The 17,648-nt window shown below is 66.2% G+C and carries 12 protein-coding genes; 6 read left to right on the top strand and 6 right to left on the bottom strand.

Annotation, left to right across the window (positions count from 1 at the left end):
• Window positions 1–106: 106 nt before the first annotated feature.
• The 4 genes from IP90_RS00785 (at window position 107) to IP90_RS00770 (ending at window position 10,786) form a co-directional block, all read left to right on the top strand.
• Window positions 107–2,758, top strand: a complete 2,652-nt coding sequence (locus tag IP90_RS00785) for a TonB-dependent receptor (RefSeq protein ID WP_144897679.1) — start codon at window positions 107–109, stop codon at window positions 2,756–2,758.
• 225 nt (window positions 2,759–2,983) lie between these two features.
• Window positions 2,984–5,788, top strand: coding sequence for a TonB-dependent receptor (locus tag IP90_RS00780; protein WP_144897678.1), 2,805 nt, complete (start codon window positions 2,984–2,986; stop codon window positions 5,786–5,788).
• 71 nt (window positions 5,789–5,859) lie between these two features.
• Window positions 5,860–8,250, top strand: a complete 2,391-nt coding sequence (locus IP90_RS00775; protein ID WP_144897676.1) for a family 20 glycosylhydrolase — start codon at window positions 5,860–5,862, stop codon at window positions 8,248–8,250.
• A gap of 118 nt (window positions 8,251–8,368) precedes the next feature.
• Window positions 8,369–10,786 carry a family 20 glycosylhydrolase gene (locus IP90_RS00770; RefSeq protein WP_425477043.1) on the top strand — a complete coding sequence of 806 codons (2,418 nt, stop codon included), beginning with the start codon at window positions 8,369–8,371 and terminating at the stop codon, window positions 10,784–10,786.
• 62 nt (window positions 10,787–10,848) lie between these two features.
• Here IP90_RS00770 and IP90_RS00765 read toward each other — a convergent pair whose 3' ends face one another.
• Complete coding sequence (locus tag IP90_RS00765) at window positions 10,849–11,244, bottom strand: VanZ family protein (protein ID WP_425477042.1); 396 nt, start codon at window positions 11,242–11,244, stop codon at window positions 10,849–10,851.
• The gene (locus tag IP90_RS00760) at window positions 11,241–12,425 is read right to left on the bottom strand and encodes a class I SAM-dependent methyltransferase (RefSeq protein WP_144897672.1); all 1,185 of its coding nucleotides are present in this window, start codon (window positions 12,423–12,425) and stop codon (window positions 11,241–11,243) included. Before IP90_RS00760 ends, IP90_RS00765 begins: the two co-directional genes overlap by 4 nt.
• A 166-nt stretch (window positions 12,426–12,591) precedes the next feature.
• On the opposite strand from IP90_RS00760, the gene IP90_RS00755 reads away from it, so the two are divergent.
• Window positions 12,592–13,335: a pteridine reductase gene (locus tag IP90_RS00755; RefSeq protein ID WP_144897670.1), complete on the top strand. Its 744-nt coding sequence runs from the start codon at window positions 12,592–12,594 to the stop codon at window positions 13,333–13,335.
• 50 nt (window positions 13,336–13,385) lie between these two features.
• Here IP90_RS00755 and IP90_RS00750 read toward each other — a convergent pair whose 3' ends face one another.
• From IP90_RS00750 to tsaD, 4 genes are all read right to left on the bottom strand, one after another.
• Window positions 13,386–14,738 carry a Gfo/Idh/MocA family protein gene (locus IP90_RS00750; protein ID WP_144897668.1) on the bottom strand — a complete coding sequence of 451 codons (1,353 nt, stop codon included), beginning with the start codon at window positions 14,736–14,738 and terminating at the stop codon, window positions 13,386–13,388.
• A gap of 146 nt (window positions 14,739–14,884) precedes the next feature.
• Window positions 14,885–15,379: a 2-amino-4-hydroxy-6-hydroxymethyldihydropteridine diphosphokinase gene (gene folK, locus IP90_RS00745; protein ID WP_144897666.1), complete on the bottom strand. Its 495-nt coding sequence runs from the start codon at window positions 15,377–15,379 to the stop codon at window positions 14,885–14,887.
• 112 nt (window positions 15,380–15,491) lie between these two features.
• A complete protein-coding gene (gene folB, locus IP90_RS00740) occupies window positions 15,492–15,845 on the bottom strand; it encodes a dihydroneopterin aldolase (protein ID WP_144897664.1) in 354 nt (117 codons plus the stop codon).
• Between the two features lie 81 nt (window positions 15,846–15,926).
• Complete coding sequence (tsaD, locus tag IP90_RS00735) at window positions 15,927–17,015, bottom strand: tRNA (adenosine(37)-N6)-threonylcarbamoyltransferase complex transferase subunit TsaD (RefSeq protein WP_144897662.1); 1,089 nt, start codon at window positions 17,013–17,015, stop codon at window positions 15,927–15,929.
• A 242-nt stretch (window positions 17,016–17,257) separates the two neighbouring features.
• Between tsaD and rpsU the strand changes: the two genes are divergently transcribed.
• A complete protein-coding gene (rpsU, locus tag IP90_RS00730; RefSeq protein WP_056134345.1) occupies window positions 17,258–17,473 on the top strand; it encodes a 30S ribosomal protein S21 in 216 nt (71 codons plus the stop codon).
• Window positions 17,474–17,648 lie beyond the last annotated feature (175 nt).

Below are 17,648 nucleotides of genomic sequence, written 5' to 3'. Positions count from 1 at the left end.
CACGTCATTGGGGGAGTGGCGCGTTGCGACGCAAGCAGGCACTCGGCATGGCGGCGGTCCGGTTCGGATCGGCGGCCGTAACTCAATCAGTGATGGGAGAAGCACCATGAAGTACCGCAGATCCGTACTTTCGGCAGCAATAGTCACCTGCCTGGGTTTCGCTACGCACGCCCACGCGCAGGACACCCCTGCACAGGACAGCACCGCGCAGGAAACCGCGCCGCAACAACAGCCGACTACCGAACTGGAGACGATCACCGTCACCGGCATACGCGCCAGCCTGCAGCAGGCGCTGCAGACCAAGCGCGATGCCAATGCCGTGGTCGAAGCGCTCAGCGCCGAGGATCTCGGCGAGTTCCCCAACACCAATGTCGCCGAGGCGATGACGCAGATCCCGGGCGTGACCATCGACCGCCGCTTCGGCCAGGGCGAACGCGTCAGCATCGACGGCACCGATCCCAGCCTCAACCTCACCTTCCTCGACGGCCACCCGGTGGCGCAGTCGATCTGGCTGTTCGGCGAGCAGCCCAACCGCGGTTTCGACCAGACCCAGATCGCCGCCGAGATCATCGGTCGGCTGGAGGTCTACAAGTCATCGGAAGCGCGGCTGCCTGAAGGCAGCCTGGGCGGCACGGTGTTCATGCACACGCGCAAGCCGCTGGACCTGGACGCCAACAGCATCACCGGCACGCTGGGCTTCAACTACAACGACCAGGCCGGCAAGGTGAAGCCGAGCGTCTCGGCGCTGTACAGCTGGAAGAACCCGGAAGAGACCTTCGGCTTCGTGGTGGCTGCACAACACTATGAGGAACAGGTCGATCGCCAGGGTGTGGAGATCTTCGGCTACGTGCCGGCATCGATGTTCCCGAACGCGGCCGGCGTCGATCCCAACGCGCAGGTGCCGAACTTCGTCAACGCCGCCTGGTTCCAGCAGACGCGCAAGCGCGACAGCATCACCGCCACCTTGCAGTTCCGGCCCAGCGACGCCTGGGAATTCAACCTCAACGCGCTGTACATCAAGGAAGACTTCGCCAACTACAACCAGTCGACCTACAACTTCCTGACCACGCGTCCCGAATCGGTCGACCAGCTGACGCCCGGCGGCAACGGCATCGTCACCGGTGGCCACAGCGGGCCGGACAGCCTGGTGTTCTACGACAACAACGTCCGCGCCTCGGAACCGGTCACCAAGGGCCTCGACCTGCAGGGCGCGTACTACGGCGACGGCTGGAAGCTGTCCGGCCAGATCGGACAGAGCAAGTCCGACAACGACCTCAAGCAGTGGTTCATCGAACCGGTGTTCACCGGCGGCTTCAGCTGGGACATCAACAACGGCATCCGCTACGACGATCCCGTAGCCGCAGGCAATCCGGCCAACTGGCGCGCCGAAGGCTTCATGGGCAACCACGGCATCGTCAACACCGAGACCGAGGACACCTACGGCCAGCTCGATTTCAGCATCGATTTCGACAGCGTCTTCAACCAGCTGCTGTTCGGCGTGCGTCGCCACGAACACAACGAGAACCTGCTCAGCAACGTCTACGGCATCCCGCCGGTCGGCGACCTGTCGCAGGTCGGCACGCTCGGATTCGTCGACCACACCGGCTTCGGGCCCAGCCACGGCCGGCCGGTCCAGGTCGGGCGCGACAACGTGATCAACTGGGTCAACAACGGCCCGCCCAACTTCGCCAATCCGGATGCGGGCACCTTCTTCAACGGCACCTTCGATTTCACGCAGACCAACTCGTCGGCTTACACGCAACTGAACTTCAGCAGCGACCGCTGGCGCGGCAACGTCGGCCTGCGCTACGTCCGCGCCGAGATCGAAAGCACCGGCTTCAACCTCGGCGGCGATGCGCCGAGCCTGCCGGTGCAGCCGCAATGGCGGGTCAGCCACCAGAACGACAACAGCTACGTGCTGCCATCGCTGAATGCCGCGTTCTACGTGACCGACGACTTCCTGCTGCGCTTCGCCGCCGCCAAGGTCGTGGCCTGGGCGCCGTACAACCAGATGGCGCCGACCACCTTCCTCAACGACACCACCCTGCTCGGCAGCGGCGGCAACCCGGACCTGGGCGCCTACGAGTCGGCCAACTACAACCTGTCGGCCGAATGGTACTTCGCCGACGAGGCACTGCTGGCGGCCTCGCTGTTCTACAAGGACATCGACAATTTCATCGAGACCGACGCCGGCATCGAGCGCCAGTTCAACTCGCTCAGCGACGATCCGGATCCGGAACTGTTCGAGGAATTCGTCGCCCAGGGCCTGTGCACGGCAGACGGTTTCTGCAATTACGCAATAACGCGTCCGCGCAACGCCGGCAACGGCAAGATCAAGGGCGTCAACCTGAGCTACCAGCAGCCGTTCGCCGACACCGGCTTCGGCATCACCGCCAACTACACCTTCGCCGATGGCGAAACGGCGGCCGGCAACGATCTGCCCTACCAGTCGCGCAACCAGTACAACCTGAGCCCGTACTACGAGAAGGGGCCGTTCAGCGCCCGCGTCACCTATGGCTGGCGCAGCGAGTACCTGGCCGGCGGCTTCGTCGCCGGTGCGCCGCCGGTGAGCGTGGATGAGTACGCCGATCTCGGCGCGAGCCTGGGCTGGAAGTTCAGCGAACAGGTGCAGCTGAACTTCGACGCGCAGAACCTGCTCGACGAGGAGTATTTCCAGTACTTCGAGGAAAAGTTCCAGCCGGCCAACCGCTACAGCACCGGTCGCCGTTACCAGGTTTCGCTGCAGCTGAGGTTCTGATCACCGTCCGTCGATCCGGGAAACCGGATCGCCGTCGCCATGCGTGCGGAAGCGATCGATCCGCACGCATGGCAACCCGGGGAAGTTGTTCAAGAAAGAAAATGCAGGTGCGGGTCTGTTGCATGGGGTGGGAATGGCCGCGTCCATCCGCGCGGCGATAAAAACAAAGCATGGGCGCGGCGGCGATGTGTTGCTGCAACTTACCGAAAACTAGGGGAAAACCGCATGAAATGTAGAAGAACGATCCTGTCGGCCGCGATCGTGGCCGGCCTGGGCTTCGCGGCGCAGATCCAGGCGCAGGAAGCCGGCACCACGACCGAGGCCAAGCAGGACGAAGTCACCGAAATCCAGACCGTGGTGGTGACCGGCATCCGCGGCAGCCTGCAGCAATCGCTGGAGAGCAAGCGCGAGGCCAACGCCATCGTCGACGTGATCACCGCCGAAGACGTGGGCAAGTTCCCGAGCACCAACGTCGCCGAGGCGATGACCATCATTCCCGGCGTCACCGTCGACCGCCTGTTCGGACAGGGCGAGAAGGTCAGCATCCTGGGCACCGATCCGGCGCTCAACCGCACCCTGCTCAACGGCCAGACCGTGGCCTCCGCGGACTGGTTCATCATCGACCAGCCCGGCCGCACCTTCAATTACACGCTGCTGCCACCGCAGATCGTCGGCAAGGTGGAAGTGTTCAAGTCGCCTGAAGCACGCATCGACGAAGGCAGCATCGGCGGCACCGTGATCGTCAGCACGCGCAAGCCGCTGGAAATGGAATCCAACCAGATCACCGGCGCGGCCGGTTATCTGTACAACGACCGTCCCGGCGATGGCGATCCGGACCTGTCGCTGATGTACAGCTGGAAGAACAAGGCGCAGACCTTCGGCATCGCGATCTCGGCGCAGTCGATGACCGAGCACATCCGTCGCGACGGCCTGGAAGCCTACGGTTCGGTCAGCGCACGCGACTATCGTGATGGCGCCGGTGGCGGCGGCTCGGTCAACAATCTGCCGCCGGACTGGTCGCAGCCGCCGAATCCGGATGGCTCGCAACCGACCCTGCCGGCATCGTGCACCGGCGCCTGCGCCGACACGCTCAACGCCAACCTCGACGCGCGCGGTCCCAATTCGTGGAGCACTTCGTACTTCGAGCAGGAGCGCGAGCGTCAGAGCTACGACCTGACCATGCAGTTCATGCCCAACGACAACCTGGAGCTGGTGTTCAACGCGCTGCACGTCGACGCCACCTACGACAACACCAACCAGTCGCTGTTCGCGTTCATGGGCAACCCGTGGAACGGCCTGATGAAGATGGACGACGTCGGGATCGAGAACGGCGTCATCAACCGCGCGCACTTCACCAATGCACTGAGCGTGTTCGACGTGCAGCAGCGCGAGGCCGAGGTCGATACCAACTCCTACGACCTCAAGGGCACCTGGACCACCGACAAGTGGTTCGTCTCGGCGCAGCTGGGCACCACCGAAGCCAGCGGCGGCACCAGCCGCCAGCTGTATGGCGAGTTCCTCAACTGGTCCGACTACCAGTACGACATCCGCGGCGCCACGCTCAACCCGGGCATCATCAGCTACGACAACGGCAACGTGCTCAACAACCCGGGCGCGTTCCGCGTCGACGGCGGCTGGGGTTCGGATCCGAGCAGTCCAGAAACGTGGAATACCGGCTGGGGCGGCAACGTCGTGTCCAAGCCGACCACCGACGAGGAGCAGTACGCGCAGATCGACTTCGGCCTCAACTTCGACTCGCCGATCCACCAGGTCCGGTTCGGCTACAAGTACCGCGACCACGAAACCTCGCAGTCGATGTCCGGCGTGTCGCTGGCCGCAGTGGCCGGCTACGGCGATGCCACCGCCGACATGTTCAATCCCTCGCAGGTGCCGGACAACTACCTGTCCGGCTTCTTCGGCGCGAACGAACAGATGCGCAACCGCTTCAAGATCGACGCCAAGGCCATGGCCGACTGGATCCTCGGCGGCACCTGGCTGGCGCCATGGCAGACCATGCCCACGCCGGGCACGTTCAACGATCCGAGCTTCGTCGCCAACACCTTCACCGTCGGCGAGCAGATCGATGCCTACTACGCGCAGGCCGACTTCCGCACCGACCGCTGGCGCGGCAATTTCGGCGTGCGTTATGTGGAAACCGCCTCGCAGGTGGACAGCTTCGCCTGCGTCACCGGCGAGAATCCGTGTGCGGCGACCGGCTATGCGCCGGTGCGCGAGAACCGCTCCTACGACGACATCCTGCCGAGCGTGAACGTGGCGTTCGACGCCACCGACGACCTGGTGCTGCGCTTCTCGGCGGCCAAGGTGATGGCGCGGCCGAACTACGCCGACATGTCGCCGTACCTGTGGCTGGGTGACCAGACCCTGACCGGCGGCGGCGGCAATCCGGATATCGAGCCCTACCGCTCTACCAACCTGGACTTCTCGGCCGAGTGGTATTTCTCGCCCGACTCGATCCTGGCCGGTTCGGTGTTCTACAAGGACATCTCCAACTACATCCTGTCCACCACGCGGCCGGAAACGCACTTCAACCAGTCGCGTGGCATGGAGACGATCTACCAGGTCGCGCGTCCGGACAACGCCGGCACGGCCAAGGTGCAGGGCTTCACCGTCGCCTACCAGCAGAACTTCGCGCTGGGCTTCGGTCTGGTCACCAACTACACCTACTCCGATGGCGAGGCCAACACTGGCGACCGCCTGCCGTACAACTCCGAGCACCAGGTCAACTTCAGCCCGTTCTGGGAAGACGACAAGTGGAACGTGCGCCTGAACTACGGCTGGCGTTCGGACTACTTCACCAACATCGACCGCGGCGACCGGCTGTATACCGACAAGTACTCCTCGCTGGACGGCTCGATCGGCTACAAGTTCAACGACACATGGGGATTGTCGTTCGATGCCATGAACCTGCTGGACTCCGAGTACTACAGCTATGCCGATACCCGTGCGCTGCCGCGTGGCGTGTACCGCACCGGCCGCCGCTACATGGCCACGATCCGCTTCCAGTTCTGAGGATCGTGCCGATGGCACCCCTGGTGTAGTTCCTTGCGGGCCCGGATCTGTCCGGGCCCGCTTTTTTTGGGATGCTTGTTCCGAATCGACCTGAGGTACGCGCCATGATCCATTCCGCTCCAAACCGGCTGATGCCGGGAATCGTCCTGGCGATGGCGATGCTGCTCGCCGCCTGCGGCAAGACCGGTGCGCCGGCGGCCACTGAAACCACCGCTGCATCCGGCGACGCGATCATCGCGCCCGCCCTGATCCCGCAGCCTGCCGCGATGATGCCCGCCGAAGGCGGCTTCATGGTGAGCGCCGACACGCCCGTGCACGCCCGCGGCTCGGAAGCCGAAACGGTCGCGCGGCAATTCATCGCGCTGGCGGCAAAAACACCGCAACTGCAACTGAAACTCGACGATGCCGCGACCGATGCCGGCGGCATCGTGTTCGCCATCGACGACACGCTGCCGGCGGCGGCACCGGAAGCCTACTCGCTCGATGTCAGTCCACAGCGCATCCGCGTCAGTGCCAGCGACGGGCGCGGCCTGTACTACGGCGCGGTTACGCTGTGGCAACTGCTCACTTCCGGCGCCGGCGACGCCCCGCTACGCGTGCCGGCGCTACGCATCGACGACACGCCGCGTTTCGGCTGGCGCGGCCTGATGCTGGATTCCGCGCGCCACTTCCAGTCGGTGGACGAGATCAAGCGCGTGCTCGACCAGATGGCGCTGCACAAGCTCAACACCTTCCACTGGCATCTCACCGACGACCAGGGCTGGCGCATCGAGATCAAGCAGTACCCGAAACTGACCGAGGTCGGCGGCTGCCGCGTGCCCGCTGGCGATGGCGGCATCGATCCGAAAAGCGGCCAGCCGCGTCCGTATTGCGGCTTCTACACGCAGGAACAGATCCGCGACGTGGTCGCCCATGCCGCGGCGCTGCACATCACCATCGTCCCGGAAATCGACATGCCGGGCCACGCCCAGGCCGCGATCGCCGCCTATCCGGAACTCGGCGTGCTCGGCGACAAGCCGGTGCCGCTCAACGAATGGGGCGTCAACACCTACCTGTTCAATGTCGAGGAAAGCACGTTCCGGTTCCTCGAGAACGTGCTCGACGAAGTCATCACGCTGTTCCCCGGCAAGTACATCCATCTCGGCGGCGACGAGGCGGTCAAGGACCAGTGGAAGGCTTCGCCGCGCGTGCAGGCGCGCATGCGCGAACTCGGCATCAGGACCGAGGAGGAGATGCAGAGCCATCTGCTCAAGCGCCTGGAAAAACACCTGGTCGCGAAGGATCGCCTGATGATCGGCTGGGACGAGATCCTGGCCGGCGGCCTGCCGCCGGAAGCAGCGGTGATGTCTTGGCGCGGCACCGAAGGCGGCATCGCCGCGGCGAAGCAGGGCCATGACGTGGTGATGTCGCCGGTGTCGGACCTGTACCTGGATTACCTGCAGACCGACTCGCCGAACGAACCGCCAGGGCGTCCGGCCACGGTGACGCTGCAGGAGGTCTACGCCTACGAGCCGATGCCAGCCGGACTGGATGCCACGCAGCAGAAGCACGTACTCGGCGTGCAGGCCAATACTTGGACCGAGCACATGCGCGGTTTCGAACGCGTGCAGCACGCGATCTTCCCGCGCATCGCCGCATTGGCGGAAAGCGCCTGGTCGCCGGCCGAGCGCAAGGACTGGGACGGTTTCCTCAAGCGGCTGCCGGTGCAGCTGCAACGCTATCGCGCACTGGGCATCGCCTATGCGCAGACGCCTTTCCAGGTCGACATCGCCACCGCCGGCAGCGGCCGCGACGGCAAGGTGCAGGTCGCATTGTCCAATCCGCTCGGTTACGAAGTGCGCTACACCACCGATGGCAGCGCGCCGGCCGCGACCTCGCCGCTGTTCGAACAGCCGCTGGATGTGAAGTTGCCAGCGCAGGTCCAGGCCGCCGCATTCTTCGCCGGGCAACCGCTCGCCACCGCCTCAGTGCGCAAGCTGGACGCCACCTCGCTGCTGACCCGCAACGACGAGGAAATGAAGATGTGCACCGGCAACCTGATGCTGCGCCTGGAAGACGACGGTCCGGCCGACGGCGAGCGCGCCATCTTCAAGGTCGACATCTTCAATCCCTGCTGGCAGTGGACCGGCGCCGACCTGGACGGCATCGCCGCGATCGAAGTGCGTGCGGGACGGATTCCCTACTACTTCCAGCTGGCGCACGACGAACCGCACCGCAAGTTCAAGCCCGCGAAGTCGGCGCATGGCGAACTGGAAATCCGCAGCGGCTGCGAAGGCCCGTCGCTGGCCAGCGTGCCGCTTCCGGCCGGCACGGAGGCCGATGGCTTCGTGACGCTGAAAGCGGAACTGCCCGCGGCGACTGCCGGCAGCCATGACCTGTGCGTGGTCTTCACCGGCGACACGCGACCGGCGATGTGGGCGCTGGACCGGATCAGCCTGCTGCCTGCGGCTCCCAGGCCCTGATGCATCGAAAAGGCGCGAGCCGATGACACCGGAAGGCCGCGCGAGCGGTCTTCCTTTTCTCGCCCAACAAAGAATATTGGCGCCGTACCTGAAACAGCAGCAGGCACGCGCCCGGCGCATGATTTCAAGATCGTTGTCCGACAGCAGGCTGCGATTCCGCACCTCTGTCCTCGTTGGCTGCGCTTTCCCAGGGATCCCAATGTCGAAACCCGCTTTCTCCTGCCGCAACGTCCTGCTCATTGTCAGTCTGGTGTTGGGTGGCCTGCCCTGTGCCGCCGCCATGCCCCCGGCGACCGGCCATGCAGCGCAATCGGTCGCGCTGATCCCCGTCCCCGCGCGACTGCAACGACATGAAGGCAGCTTCGTGCTGGATGCCGGCACCAAGGTGTTCGCCGAAGGCGATGCCGCGCGCCGGGTCGCCGCACAATTCGTCGACTATGTCGCCAGAACGCGTGGCCTGGAACTGGCCATCGCCGATCCGGGCGACAACGCGGCAGGCGGCATCCGTTTTGCCGTCGACCGCGGGCGCGAATCGACATCGCCGGAAGCCTATGCGCTGGATGTGCGCACCGATGGCATCCGCGTCACTGCCGCCGACGAACGCGGCCTGTTCTACGGCGCGGTGACACTGTGGCAGCTGCTGACGCAGGGCCAGGCCCTGCCGATGAAACTTCCGGCGGTGGCCATCGAGGACGCACCGCGTTTTCCGTGGCGCGGCTTCATGCTCGACTCCGCGCGCCACTTCCAGTCGGTCGACGAGATCAAGCAACTGCTCGACCAGATGGCCTTGCACAAGCTCAACACCTTCCACTGGCATCTGACCGACGACCAGGGCTGGCGCGTCGAGATCAGGAAATATCCACGGCTGACCGGAATCGGCGGCTGCCGGATTCCGGCCGGCGATGCCGGCAAGGATCCGGCCACGGGCGCGCCGCGTCCGTACTGCGGTCACTACACGCAGCAACAGATCCGCGACGTGGTGCGTTACGCGGCGCAGCGACACATCACCATCGTTCCCGAGTTCGACGTTCCCGGCCATGCGCAGGCCGCCGTCGCCGCCTATCCCGCGCTGGGCGTGCCCGGCATCACGCCGGCGGTGTCCAGCGACTGGGGCGTCAATCCCTGGTTGTTCAATGTCGAGACCGGCACGCTGGCCTTCATGGAGGACGTGCTGACCGAGCTGATGGATCTGTTCCCGGGCACCTACCTGCACCTTGGCGGCGACGAGGCGGTCAAAGGCCAGTGGCAGGCGTCACCGCGCATCCAGGCGCGGATGCGCGAGCTCGGCATCGCCGACGAGGCTGCGCTGCAGAGCTGGATGCTCAAGCGCCTGGAGACATTCCTGGAAACGCACGGCCGCCGCCTGATCGGCTGGGACGAGATCATCGAAGGCGGCCTGCCACCACAGGCGGCGGTGATGTCCTGGCGCGGCACCGAAGGCGGCCTCGAAGCCGCGCGGCTGGGCCACGACGTGGTGATGTCGCCGAAGTCGCACCTGTATTTCGATTTCCTGCAGACCGGTTCGACCCGGGAACCGCCGGGCCGCCCATCGCCGCCACTGACGCTGGAGAAGGTCTACGGTTTCGAACCGGTGCCCGATGCGCTCGCCGCCGAACTGCGTCACCACATCCTCGGCCTGCAGGCGCATCTTTGGACCGAACACACGCGCAGTTTCGCGCGCCTGCAGCACAACCTGTTCCCGCGTCTGACCGCGGTCGCCGAAACCGGCTGGTCCGCGCGCGAAAACAGGGATTACGCCGATTTCCTGCGCCGCCTGCCCACGCAGCTGCGGCGTTATGACGCAATGCAGCTCGACTATGCGAAGACGCCGTTCGAAGTCATCGCCAGCGTAGAAGGCGACCGCAAGGCCGGCTCCGCGCGGCTTACGTTGTCCAATCCGCTCGGCTACGAAATTCGCTACACCACCGATGGCAGTGCGCCGACCGCGCGATCGTCGCGCTACCAGATGCCGCTGGACGTGCGTCTGCCGGCCACGCTGCAGGCGACGACGTTCTTCGACGGCAAGGCGCTGGCGCCGGCGATCGCGCAGCGCTTCGATCCTGACTCGCTGCTGCGACGCAGCGACGACGCGATGGCGACCTGCCCGGACGGCGGACGCCTGCTGTTGCGACTGGAAGACGACGGTCCCGCCGACGGCACGCGCGAGTTCTTCAACGTCACCATCTTCAACCCATGTTGGCAATGGCTGCGCGCCGACCTGGACGGCATCGCTGCGCTCGACGTACGCGCCGGCCGCATTCCGTACAACTTCGGACTGGCCGGCGACGAGCCCAACCGGAAATTCAGGCCGGCCACATCGGCGCACGGCGAGCTGGAAATCCGCGCCGGCTGCGATGGCGAGCTGTTGGCCGCCGTGCCGCTACCGGCCGAACCCGGCGCCGACGGCTTCATCGACCTGCGCGCGCAGTTGCCGGCACGCGTCGGCGGCCGGCAGGACCTGTGCATCGTCTTCACCGGCGACACGCGGCCGGCGATGTGGGTACTGGATCAGGCAAGGCTGGTGCCTGGCAACTGACCGGCGGGCTGCACTGCGGCAACGCGATTCCTGACGCGACACGATCGCGTCGAGCCGCGCATCTACAGCGGATCGAAGCGCAACAGCGCGTCGCGCCACGGCGTCAGTCGCGTCGCCAACCCGGCGATCACGCCAAGCGTGTTCGCCAGCGCATCCCAGCGATCCATCATCCGGGTGTCGGTCAAGGTGCCCTGCGCGTATTCCAGGCCGATGCCCATCAGTACCAGCCCGATGCCCGCGCCGAGCAGCGCCGGCCAGCGTGCGAACAGCTGCACCGCAAACGCCGACAGCGCGAAATAGGCGAGGAAGTGTTCCCACTTGTCGCTGCCCGGCGGCAGGTCGGGCAACTGCGGCGCCGGCACCAGCGACACGACCACTACCAGCGCGATCGCCACGCACCAGAGCGTCGCCCACAGCCCGGCACGCCGCAGCGGCTTCAGCGAACGGCCGACGATCACAGACGGAAGCTCAGGTCGCCGGCCAGGAAGGCAGCTTCGAATTCGACATCGCGCGCGAAACCCATCGCCTGGAAGCGCTCGCCCATCGCATCGGGCAGGGTCAGCTGCTTGACCTGCTGCCGCAGCGCGTAACGTGCGATCTCGTCGGGCGCGCCCGCTTCGTGTTCGGCCAGCCTTTGTGCCAAGCCGTTGCCGATCAGGAAGCTGGCCTGCGAACAGTAACCGGCGAATTCGAAGCCGGCGTGCGTACCGGCCTCGGCCAACGCGGTGAAATCCACCGACGCGGTCAGGTCCTGCAGGCCGACCCGTGCGTAGACATCGTCGGCCAGCTGGTGACGATGGAATGCGCGCAAGGTGCCGTCGCGGCGCGCCGGCGCGTAGAACTCACCACGCGGATGTCCGTAGTCGACGAACAGCATCGCGCCGGCACCGAGTCCACCGGCCACCGCCTGCAGCCAGTACGGCAGCTGCGGCAGCAGTTCGGAGCGATAGCCTTCGGTGAACGGCGCATCCAGCTGGCGTTCGACGTGGCGCACCGTCGCGGTCAGCAGCGCATCGGCAGGAAAATCGGCGCGCGTGAAACGCCCGCCGGCGTCCAGCGCGACGTATTCCTCGAGCACTTCGCCATCCCGCAGAGTGAAGCGCGGCGTCGGCAAGGCATCGATCACTTCATTGGCGAACAGCACGCCGTTCCAGGGTTCATGCAGCGGGCCCTCCAGCCATTGCACGCGCTCGAACAAGGGCGGCGCCAGCCGTTGCTGCAGACGCTCGCGCTGGCGTTCGCGCAGGTCGGCGCTGGGTTCGAGGATCGCGTATCGCGCGGGCATCGCGTCCAGCGCGACCAGCTGCCTGATCGCATCCTCGGCGAACGCACCGCTGCCGCCGCCGATCTCGACGAATACGGCATCCATGCCCGCCTGACGGATCACCGGCGCCACCGCCTCGGCCACGCATTCGGCGAACAGCGAACCCAGTTCCGGTGCAGTGACGAAATCGCCGGCTGCGCCGAACTTGGTCGCGCCCGCGCTGTAGTAACCGAGGCCCGGCGCATACAGGGCCAACTCCATGAAGCGCGAGAACGGTATCGCGCCGCCTGCGGCCGTGATCTGCTCGCGGATCAGGGCGGCCAGGCGTTCGCTGTGGGCGGCCGCATCGGAATCGGGAGGTAATGGCGTAGACATGTTTGATCCAGTTCGATCGCAACAGCTTATTACGGAATCCGGGGAACACCGTGGCGGCACACGCCGGATGCAACATCAGCCGCTAGTGGCTTGGGCCGCTTCCACCAGGCCCTGCGATGGCTCGGCGATGGCGGTATGGTGTCCGCAACCCGGACACGAACACGCCATGGAATCCGCACGCCCCATTGCCCTGGTCACCGGCGCCGCCCGGCGCATCGGTGCCGATATCGCCCGCCACCTGCACGCTGCCGGCTACGACATCGCCCTGCACTACCGCAACGCCGCCGCCGACGCGCAGGCGCTGGCGACGGAACTGGAAACGGCACGCGCGGGCAGCACGCTGCTGCTGCAGGCCGACCTGGCCGAATTCGATCGCCTGCCGGAACTGGTCGCCCAAACCGTCGGTCGCTTCGGCCGGCTCGATGCCTTGGTCAACAACGCCTCCAGCTTCATGCCGACGCCGCTGGGCACGGCCACGCCAGCGCATTGGGACGCGCTTTTCGCCAGCAATGCGCGCGCGCCGTTTTTCCTGGCGCAGGCCGCGGCTCCGCATCTGAAAGCCACGCGCGGCGCGATCGTCAATCTGGTCGACATCTACGCACAGCGGCCGCTGCGCGACCACGCCGTGTACTGCATGGCCAAGGCCGCGCTGGCGATGGCCACGCAATCGCTGGCGCTGGAACTTGCGCCGCAGGTGCGCGTCAATGCGGTCGCACCCGGCGCGATCCTGTGGCCGGAAAACGACACCAGCGACGACCGCAAACAGGAGGTGCTGCTGGCGCGCACGCCACTGGCCCGCACCGGTACCGCGCGGGAGATCGCCGAGGCGGTGCGCTGGCTGCTGCAGGATGCGACCTACACGACCGGGCAGATCCTGCGCGTCGATGGCGGGCGCCTGCTCGAAGGGTGATGTTTGATCGACGTAGGCTGGGTTGGCTCCATCAACCCAGCAAAGGGGCCTCAGAAGTTGCCATCCAGCGCGAACACCCGCTTGCGATCCTTCCACTTGCCCTCGGTGAAATCCGGGAATTCCAGCGTCCGGTTCTCGTTGGCGATCGACTGCTCCGACAGCGGCGTGATCGCACTCCATGCCACTGCGTCGTAGATGTCGATCGGCATCGGCGCAGCAGCCTTCAGCGCCTCGATGAAGGCGTGGATGACGAAGAAATCCATGCCGCCGTGGCCGGCACCTTCGGCCTGCGCGGCATGCTTCTGCCACAACGGGTGGTCGTACTTGTCCAACCAGGCCTGCGCAGGCTCCCACTGGTGCGATTCGGGGCTCTTGCCTTCGATGTAGATAGATTGGTTGAGGTCCATCCACAGCCCGCGGGTACCCTGCACGCGGAAGCCGAGCGAGTACGGACGCGGCAGCGAGGTGTCGTGGGTCAGCAGGATGGTCTCGCCGTTCTCGCAGGCGATCTGCGTGGTGACGACATCGCCGAGCGCGAACTTCACCTTCGCGTTCGGATGCGATTCGCCGGCATTCCTGACCACGTAGTCGTGCAGGCCACGCGCCTTGCTGGCGTAGCTGGTCAGGCGGGTGAAGCGGTTGCCGCGATGGATGTCGGCCCACATCGCGCACGGACCGATGCCGTGGCTGGGATAGAGCTCGCCGCTGCGCCGCACCGAATGCGGCGTGCGCCACCTGGCTTCCGACCAGCCCTTGTCGCCGAATTCGACACCGCCGCCATAGGCCTGGCCCGGCACGCCGGCGTTGAACTTGACCGCGCGAAGGTCATGCTCGTAACCGCCCTGCAGGTGCACCAGTTCGCCGAACACGTTCTGCCGCGCCATGTTGAGCACGGCCAGCACGTCGCGCCGGTAGCAGACGTTCTCCAGCAGCATGTAAGGCGTGCCGGTCCGCTGCTGCGCGCGCAGCACCTGCCAGTGGTCGTCGAGGGTGATGCCGGCTACCACTTCGCAGCCGACCGCGATCCTGGCCTGCATCGCTTCGATCGCCTGCACCGCATGCCATTCCCATGGCGTTGCGATGATCACCGCATCGAGCCCGGCCTTGGCATACATCTCGCGCCAGGCGTGGTCGTTGCCAGTGAACACCTGCGGCTTCGGCTTGCCGGCGGCGGCGACCTGCTTCAAGGCGGCATCGAGCATGAACTGCTCGATGTCGCAGATCGCGGCCACTTCGACATCGCGCCGTTTCAGCAGTTCATCCAGATGCACCTGCCCGCGCATGCCGGTGCCGATCAGCCCCACGCGCAGGCGATCACGCGGTTTGCCGAGCGCGTTGAACCACGGTGCGGCGGCAAGCGCGCCGACCGCCACGGTGGACCTGATGAAATCGCGACGCTGCATGGGATGTTCCTGGCAAGGCAAGCCCTGGATTGTGCCCCGCACCCGTCGGATACGCACCACGACTTTGGACAGGGTGTCGTCCGCTTCCCGCATCGCCGACAAACGCAAGCGATGCGGACAGCTTCTTTTCGGCGCAACCGCCCTGCTCAGGCCAGGTCGAAATCCACGACCGGCGTCATCGGCGACGCGCGTTCCGGGGACGCGGCCCACAGCGCGGCCAGGGTGCTGCCGCTGACCGGATCGACGAAACCCGGCGCGATGTCCGCCAGCGGTTTCAATACGAACGCGTGCCGCAACTCCGGGCGCGGGATGCGCAGGCCCTTGGCGCCGCGCACGATGCGATCGCCGAAGAAGACCACGTCGATGTCCAGCGTGCGATCGCCGAAGCGTGGCCCGCTGCGGTCGCGCCCATGCGCGTTCTCCAGCGCGTGCAGCCAGTCGTCGAGTGCGTCCGGTTCCAGGTCGCTGTCGATGATCGCGGCAGCATTGAGGAAATCGGCGCCATCGAAGCCGACCGCGGCGGTGCGGTACACCGGCGACAGCGCCAGCTCGCCGAAGCGGTCACGCAGCGCGGCGATGGCCGAGCGCAGGTGGCGCTCGGGATCGACGTTGCTTCCCAGACTGAGGTAGGCCTTGTCCATTCGTGCTTTATTTTCCAGTCATCCCGAACGCAGTGAGGGGCGGCTGTTCTGCCATCGCCCGCAGCAAGAACAGGCCCTCACTGCATTCGGGATGACACTGCGGCCACTCTTCTCATTCGCGGCTGCGCTCGATGATCACGCCCACCGCCCGTGCGCCGCGTACCGCGCCGGGCTTGCTCAGCTTCAGCCGCACATGGGCAACGCCGAATTCCCGCAGCACGATCTCCGCGCAACGTTCGGCCAACGTCTCCACCAGACCGAAGTCGGATTGCGACACGTATTCGATCAGGCGCTTGCTGACCGCCTTGTAGTTGAGCGTATCGGCGATGTCGTCGCTGGCCGCCGGCCTGCGGTTGTCGAACGCCATCTCGACATCGAACAGCAGCGGCTGGCGAATGCGCCGCTCCCAGTCGTAGATGCCGATCAGCGCCTCGATCTCGAGGCCTTCGATGAAGACTTTGTCCATGGAGCGCCGGGAATAGGGAATCGGGAGTCGTGAGTCGGGAATCGCAACGGCCAGAGCTTAGCGCGTCTGGCTTTGCAGCTTTTACGATTCCCGATTCTCCATTCCCGATTCCCGGGCTACGGGCGCTAGCGTCGCCATGTCCCAGCGCGGCGTCACCTGCACCTGCGCGTCGTCGTGCTGGCCGGCCTGCAGTCGCAGCGCGCCGGCGAACGCGATCATCGCGCCGTTGTCGGTGCACAACGCCGGGCGCGGGAAGCAGACGCGGCCACCGTGCTGCGCGGCATTCTCGGCAAGTTTCGCGCGCAGGCGCTTGTTGGCGCCGACGCCGCCGGCGACCACCAGCGTGTTGCACCGCTCATCCTGAGCCTGTCGAAGGGCCAGCGCGCGCGTGCACTTGATCGCCAGCGTGTCGACCACCGCATCCTCGAAGCCGCGGGCGATGTCGGCGCGGGTGCGCTCGCTCTGGTCGCTGTCGCGCCAGGCCAGCAGTACCTGCGTCTTCAGGCCGCTGAAGCTGAAGTCCAGGCCGGGGCGGTCGGTCATCGGCCGCGAGAACCTGTAGGCGCCCGGGGTTCCGGTCTCGGCCAGTGCGGCCAGCTGCGGTCCGCCCGGGTACGGCAGGCCCATCAGCTTGGCGGTCTTGTCGAAGGCCTCGCCGGCGGCATCGTCCAGGGTTTCGCCGAGCAGCTGGTACTGGCCGATCGCGTCCACGGCCACCAGCTGGGTATGCCCGCCGGATACCAGCAGCGCCACGAACGGCGGTTCGGGCCGGCCGTGAATCGGATCGGCGTCCTCCATCAGCGGCGCCAGCAGGTGGCCTTCCATGTGATGGACGCCAATCGCCGGCTTGTCCAGCGCCCAGGCCAGCGAACGCGCCATGCCGGCGCCGACCAGCAGCGCCCCGACCAGGCCCGGCCCGGCCGTATAGGCCACCCCGTCGATGTCGCGAACGCCCAGTCCGGCCTCGGCCAGGGTCTGGCGGACCAGCGGCAGCAGCTTGCGGACGTGGTCGCGGCTGGCCAGTTCCGGCACCACGCCGCCATATTCGGCGTGCAGCGCGATCTGGCTGTAGACGGCGTGCGCGCGCAGCCCGGCGGCACCGGACAGGGCGGTGTCGTAGACGGCGACGCCGGTCTCGTCGCAGGAGGTTTCGATGCCGAGGACTTTCATTGGGGCAGGGATTCGGGGGGGTTCGGGAGTGGAGATTGGGACGTTACCGGCCAGGTTCCAGCAGGATTGGCGCGGCGGGCGCCCTGTTCTTAGCGGCAGGGCTCCGACCTGCGAAAACAAGGCTCCGGCGCCGCACAGGTTGCGCCTGGCGTCGCCGAGCCCTTATCATACGCGGCTCGCCGGGCGGAACCCGGCAAGGCCGCCGGCCCTCGGGCTGGATATCCCAAATTTCAGAGATTCCTATGCCCAGCGTCAAAGTCCGCGAAAACGAGCCTTTCGAGTTTGCCCTGCGCCGCTTCAAGCGCACCTGCGAGAAGGCCGGCGTGCTGGCCGAAACCCGCAAGCGCGAGTTCTACGAGAAGCCGACCCAGGAGCGCAAGCGCAAGGCCGCCGCCGCCGTGAAGCGCCAGGCCCGCCGCAGCTCGCGCGACGTCACCAAGCGCCAGCGGCTGTACTGAGTCACGCGGATCGTTTCCAAGCGCCCGGCAGTCGCCGGATGCGCTGGGGAAGCATCCCGAAAGCCGGCACGCGCGAGCGTCGCCGGCTTTTTGTGTTTTTGGCTTTGTCGCGCGGAGCTTGCTCCGCCGCCCCACCCCGCAATCGCGCACCGATCATCAGAAGCAGCGGAGCAAG

Source organism: Luteimonas cucumeris (assembly GCF_007830035.1).
Lineage (GTDB): Bacteria > Pseudomonadota > Gammaproteobacteria > Xanthomonadales > Xanthomonadaceae > Luteimonas_C > Luteimonas_C cucumeris.
This window is presented reverse-complemented; position numbering and strand designations above follow the sequence as displayed.

Bases quoted from the DNA above. Each gene is read 5' to 3' on its own strand.
- tsaD (WP_144897662.1), bottom strand. From the start codon at position 17,015: ATGAAAGTCCTCGGCATCGAAACCTCCTGCGACGAGACCGGCGTCGCC.
- folB (WP_144897664.1), bottom strand. From the start codon at position 15,845: ATGGACAAAGTCTTCATCGAAGGCCTCGAGATCGAGGCGCTGATCGGC.
- IP90_RS00780 (WP_144897678.1), top strand. From the start codon at position 2,984: ATGAAATGTAGAAGAACGATCCTGTCGGCCGCGATCGTGGCCGGCCTG.
- rpsU (WP_056134345.1), top strand. From the start codon at position 17,258: ATGCCCAGCGTCAAAGTCCGCGAAAACGAGCCTTTCGAGTTTGCCCTG.
- IP90_RS00755 (WP_144897670.1), top strand. From the start codon at position 12,592: ATGGAATCCGCACGCCCCATTGCCCTGGTCACCGGCGCCGCCCGGCGC.
- IP90_RS00785 (WP_144897679.1), top strand. From the start codon at position 107: ATGAAGTACCGCAGATCCGTACTTTCGGCAGCAATAGTCACCTGCCTG.
- folK (WP_144897666.1), bottom strand. From the start codon at position 15,379: ATGGACAAGGCCTACCTCAGTCTGGGAAGCAACGTCGATCCCGAGCGC.
- IP90_RS00750 (WP_144897668.1), bottom strand. From the start codon at position 14,738: ATGCAGCGTCGCGATTTCATCAGGTCCACCGTGGCGGTCGGCGCGCTT.
- IP90_RS00760 (WP_144897672.1), bottom strand. From the start codon at position 12,425: ATGTCTACGCCATTACCTCCCGATTCCGATGCGGCCGCCCACAGCGAA.
- IP90_RS00775 (WP_144897676.1), top strand. From the start codon at position 5,860: ATGCTTGTTCCGAATCGACCTGAGGTACGCGCCATGATCCATTCCGCT.
- IP90_RS00770 (WP_425477043.1), top strand. From the start codon at position 8,369: ATGATTTCAAGATCGTTGTCCGACAGCAGGCTGCGATTCCGCACCTCT.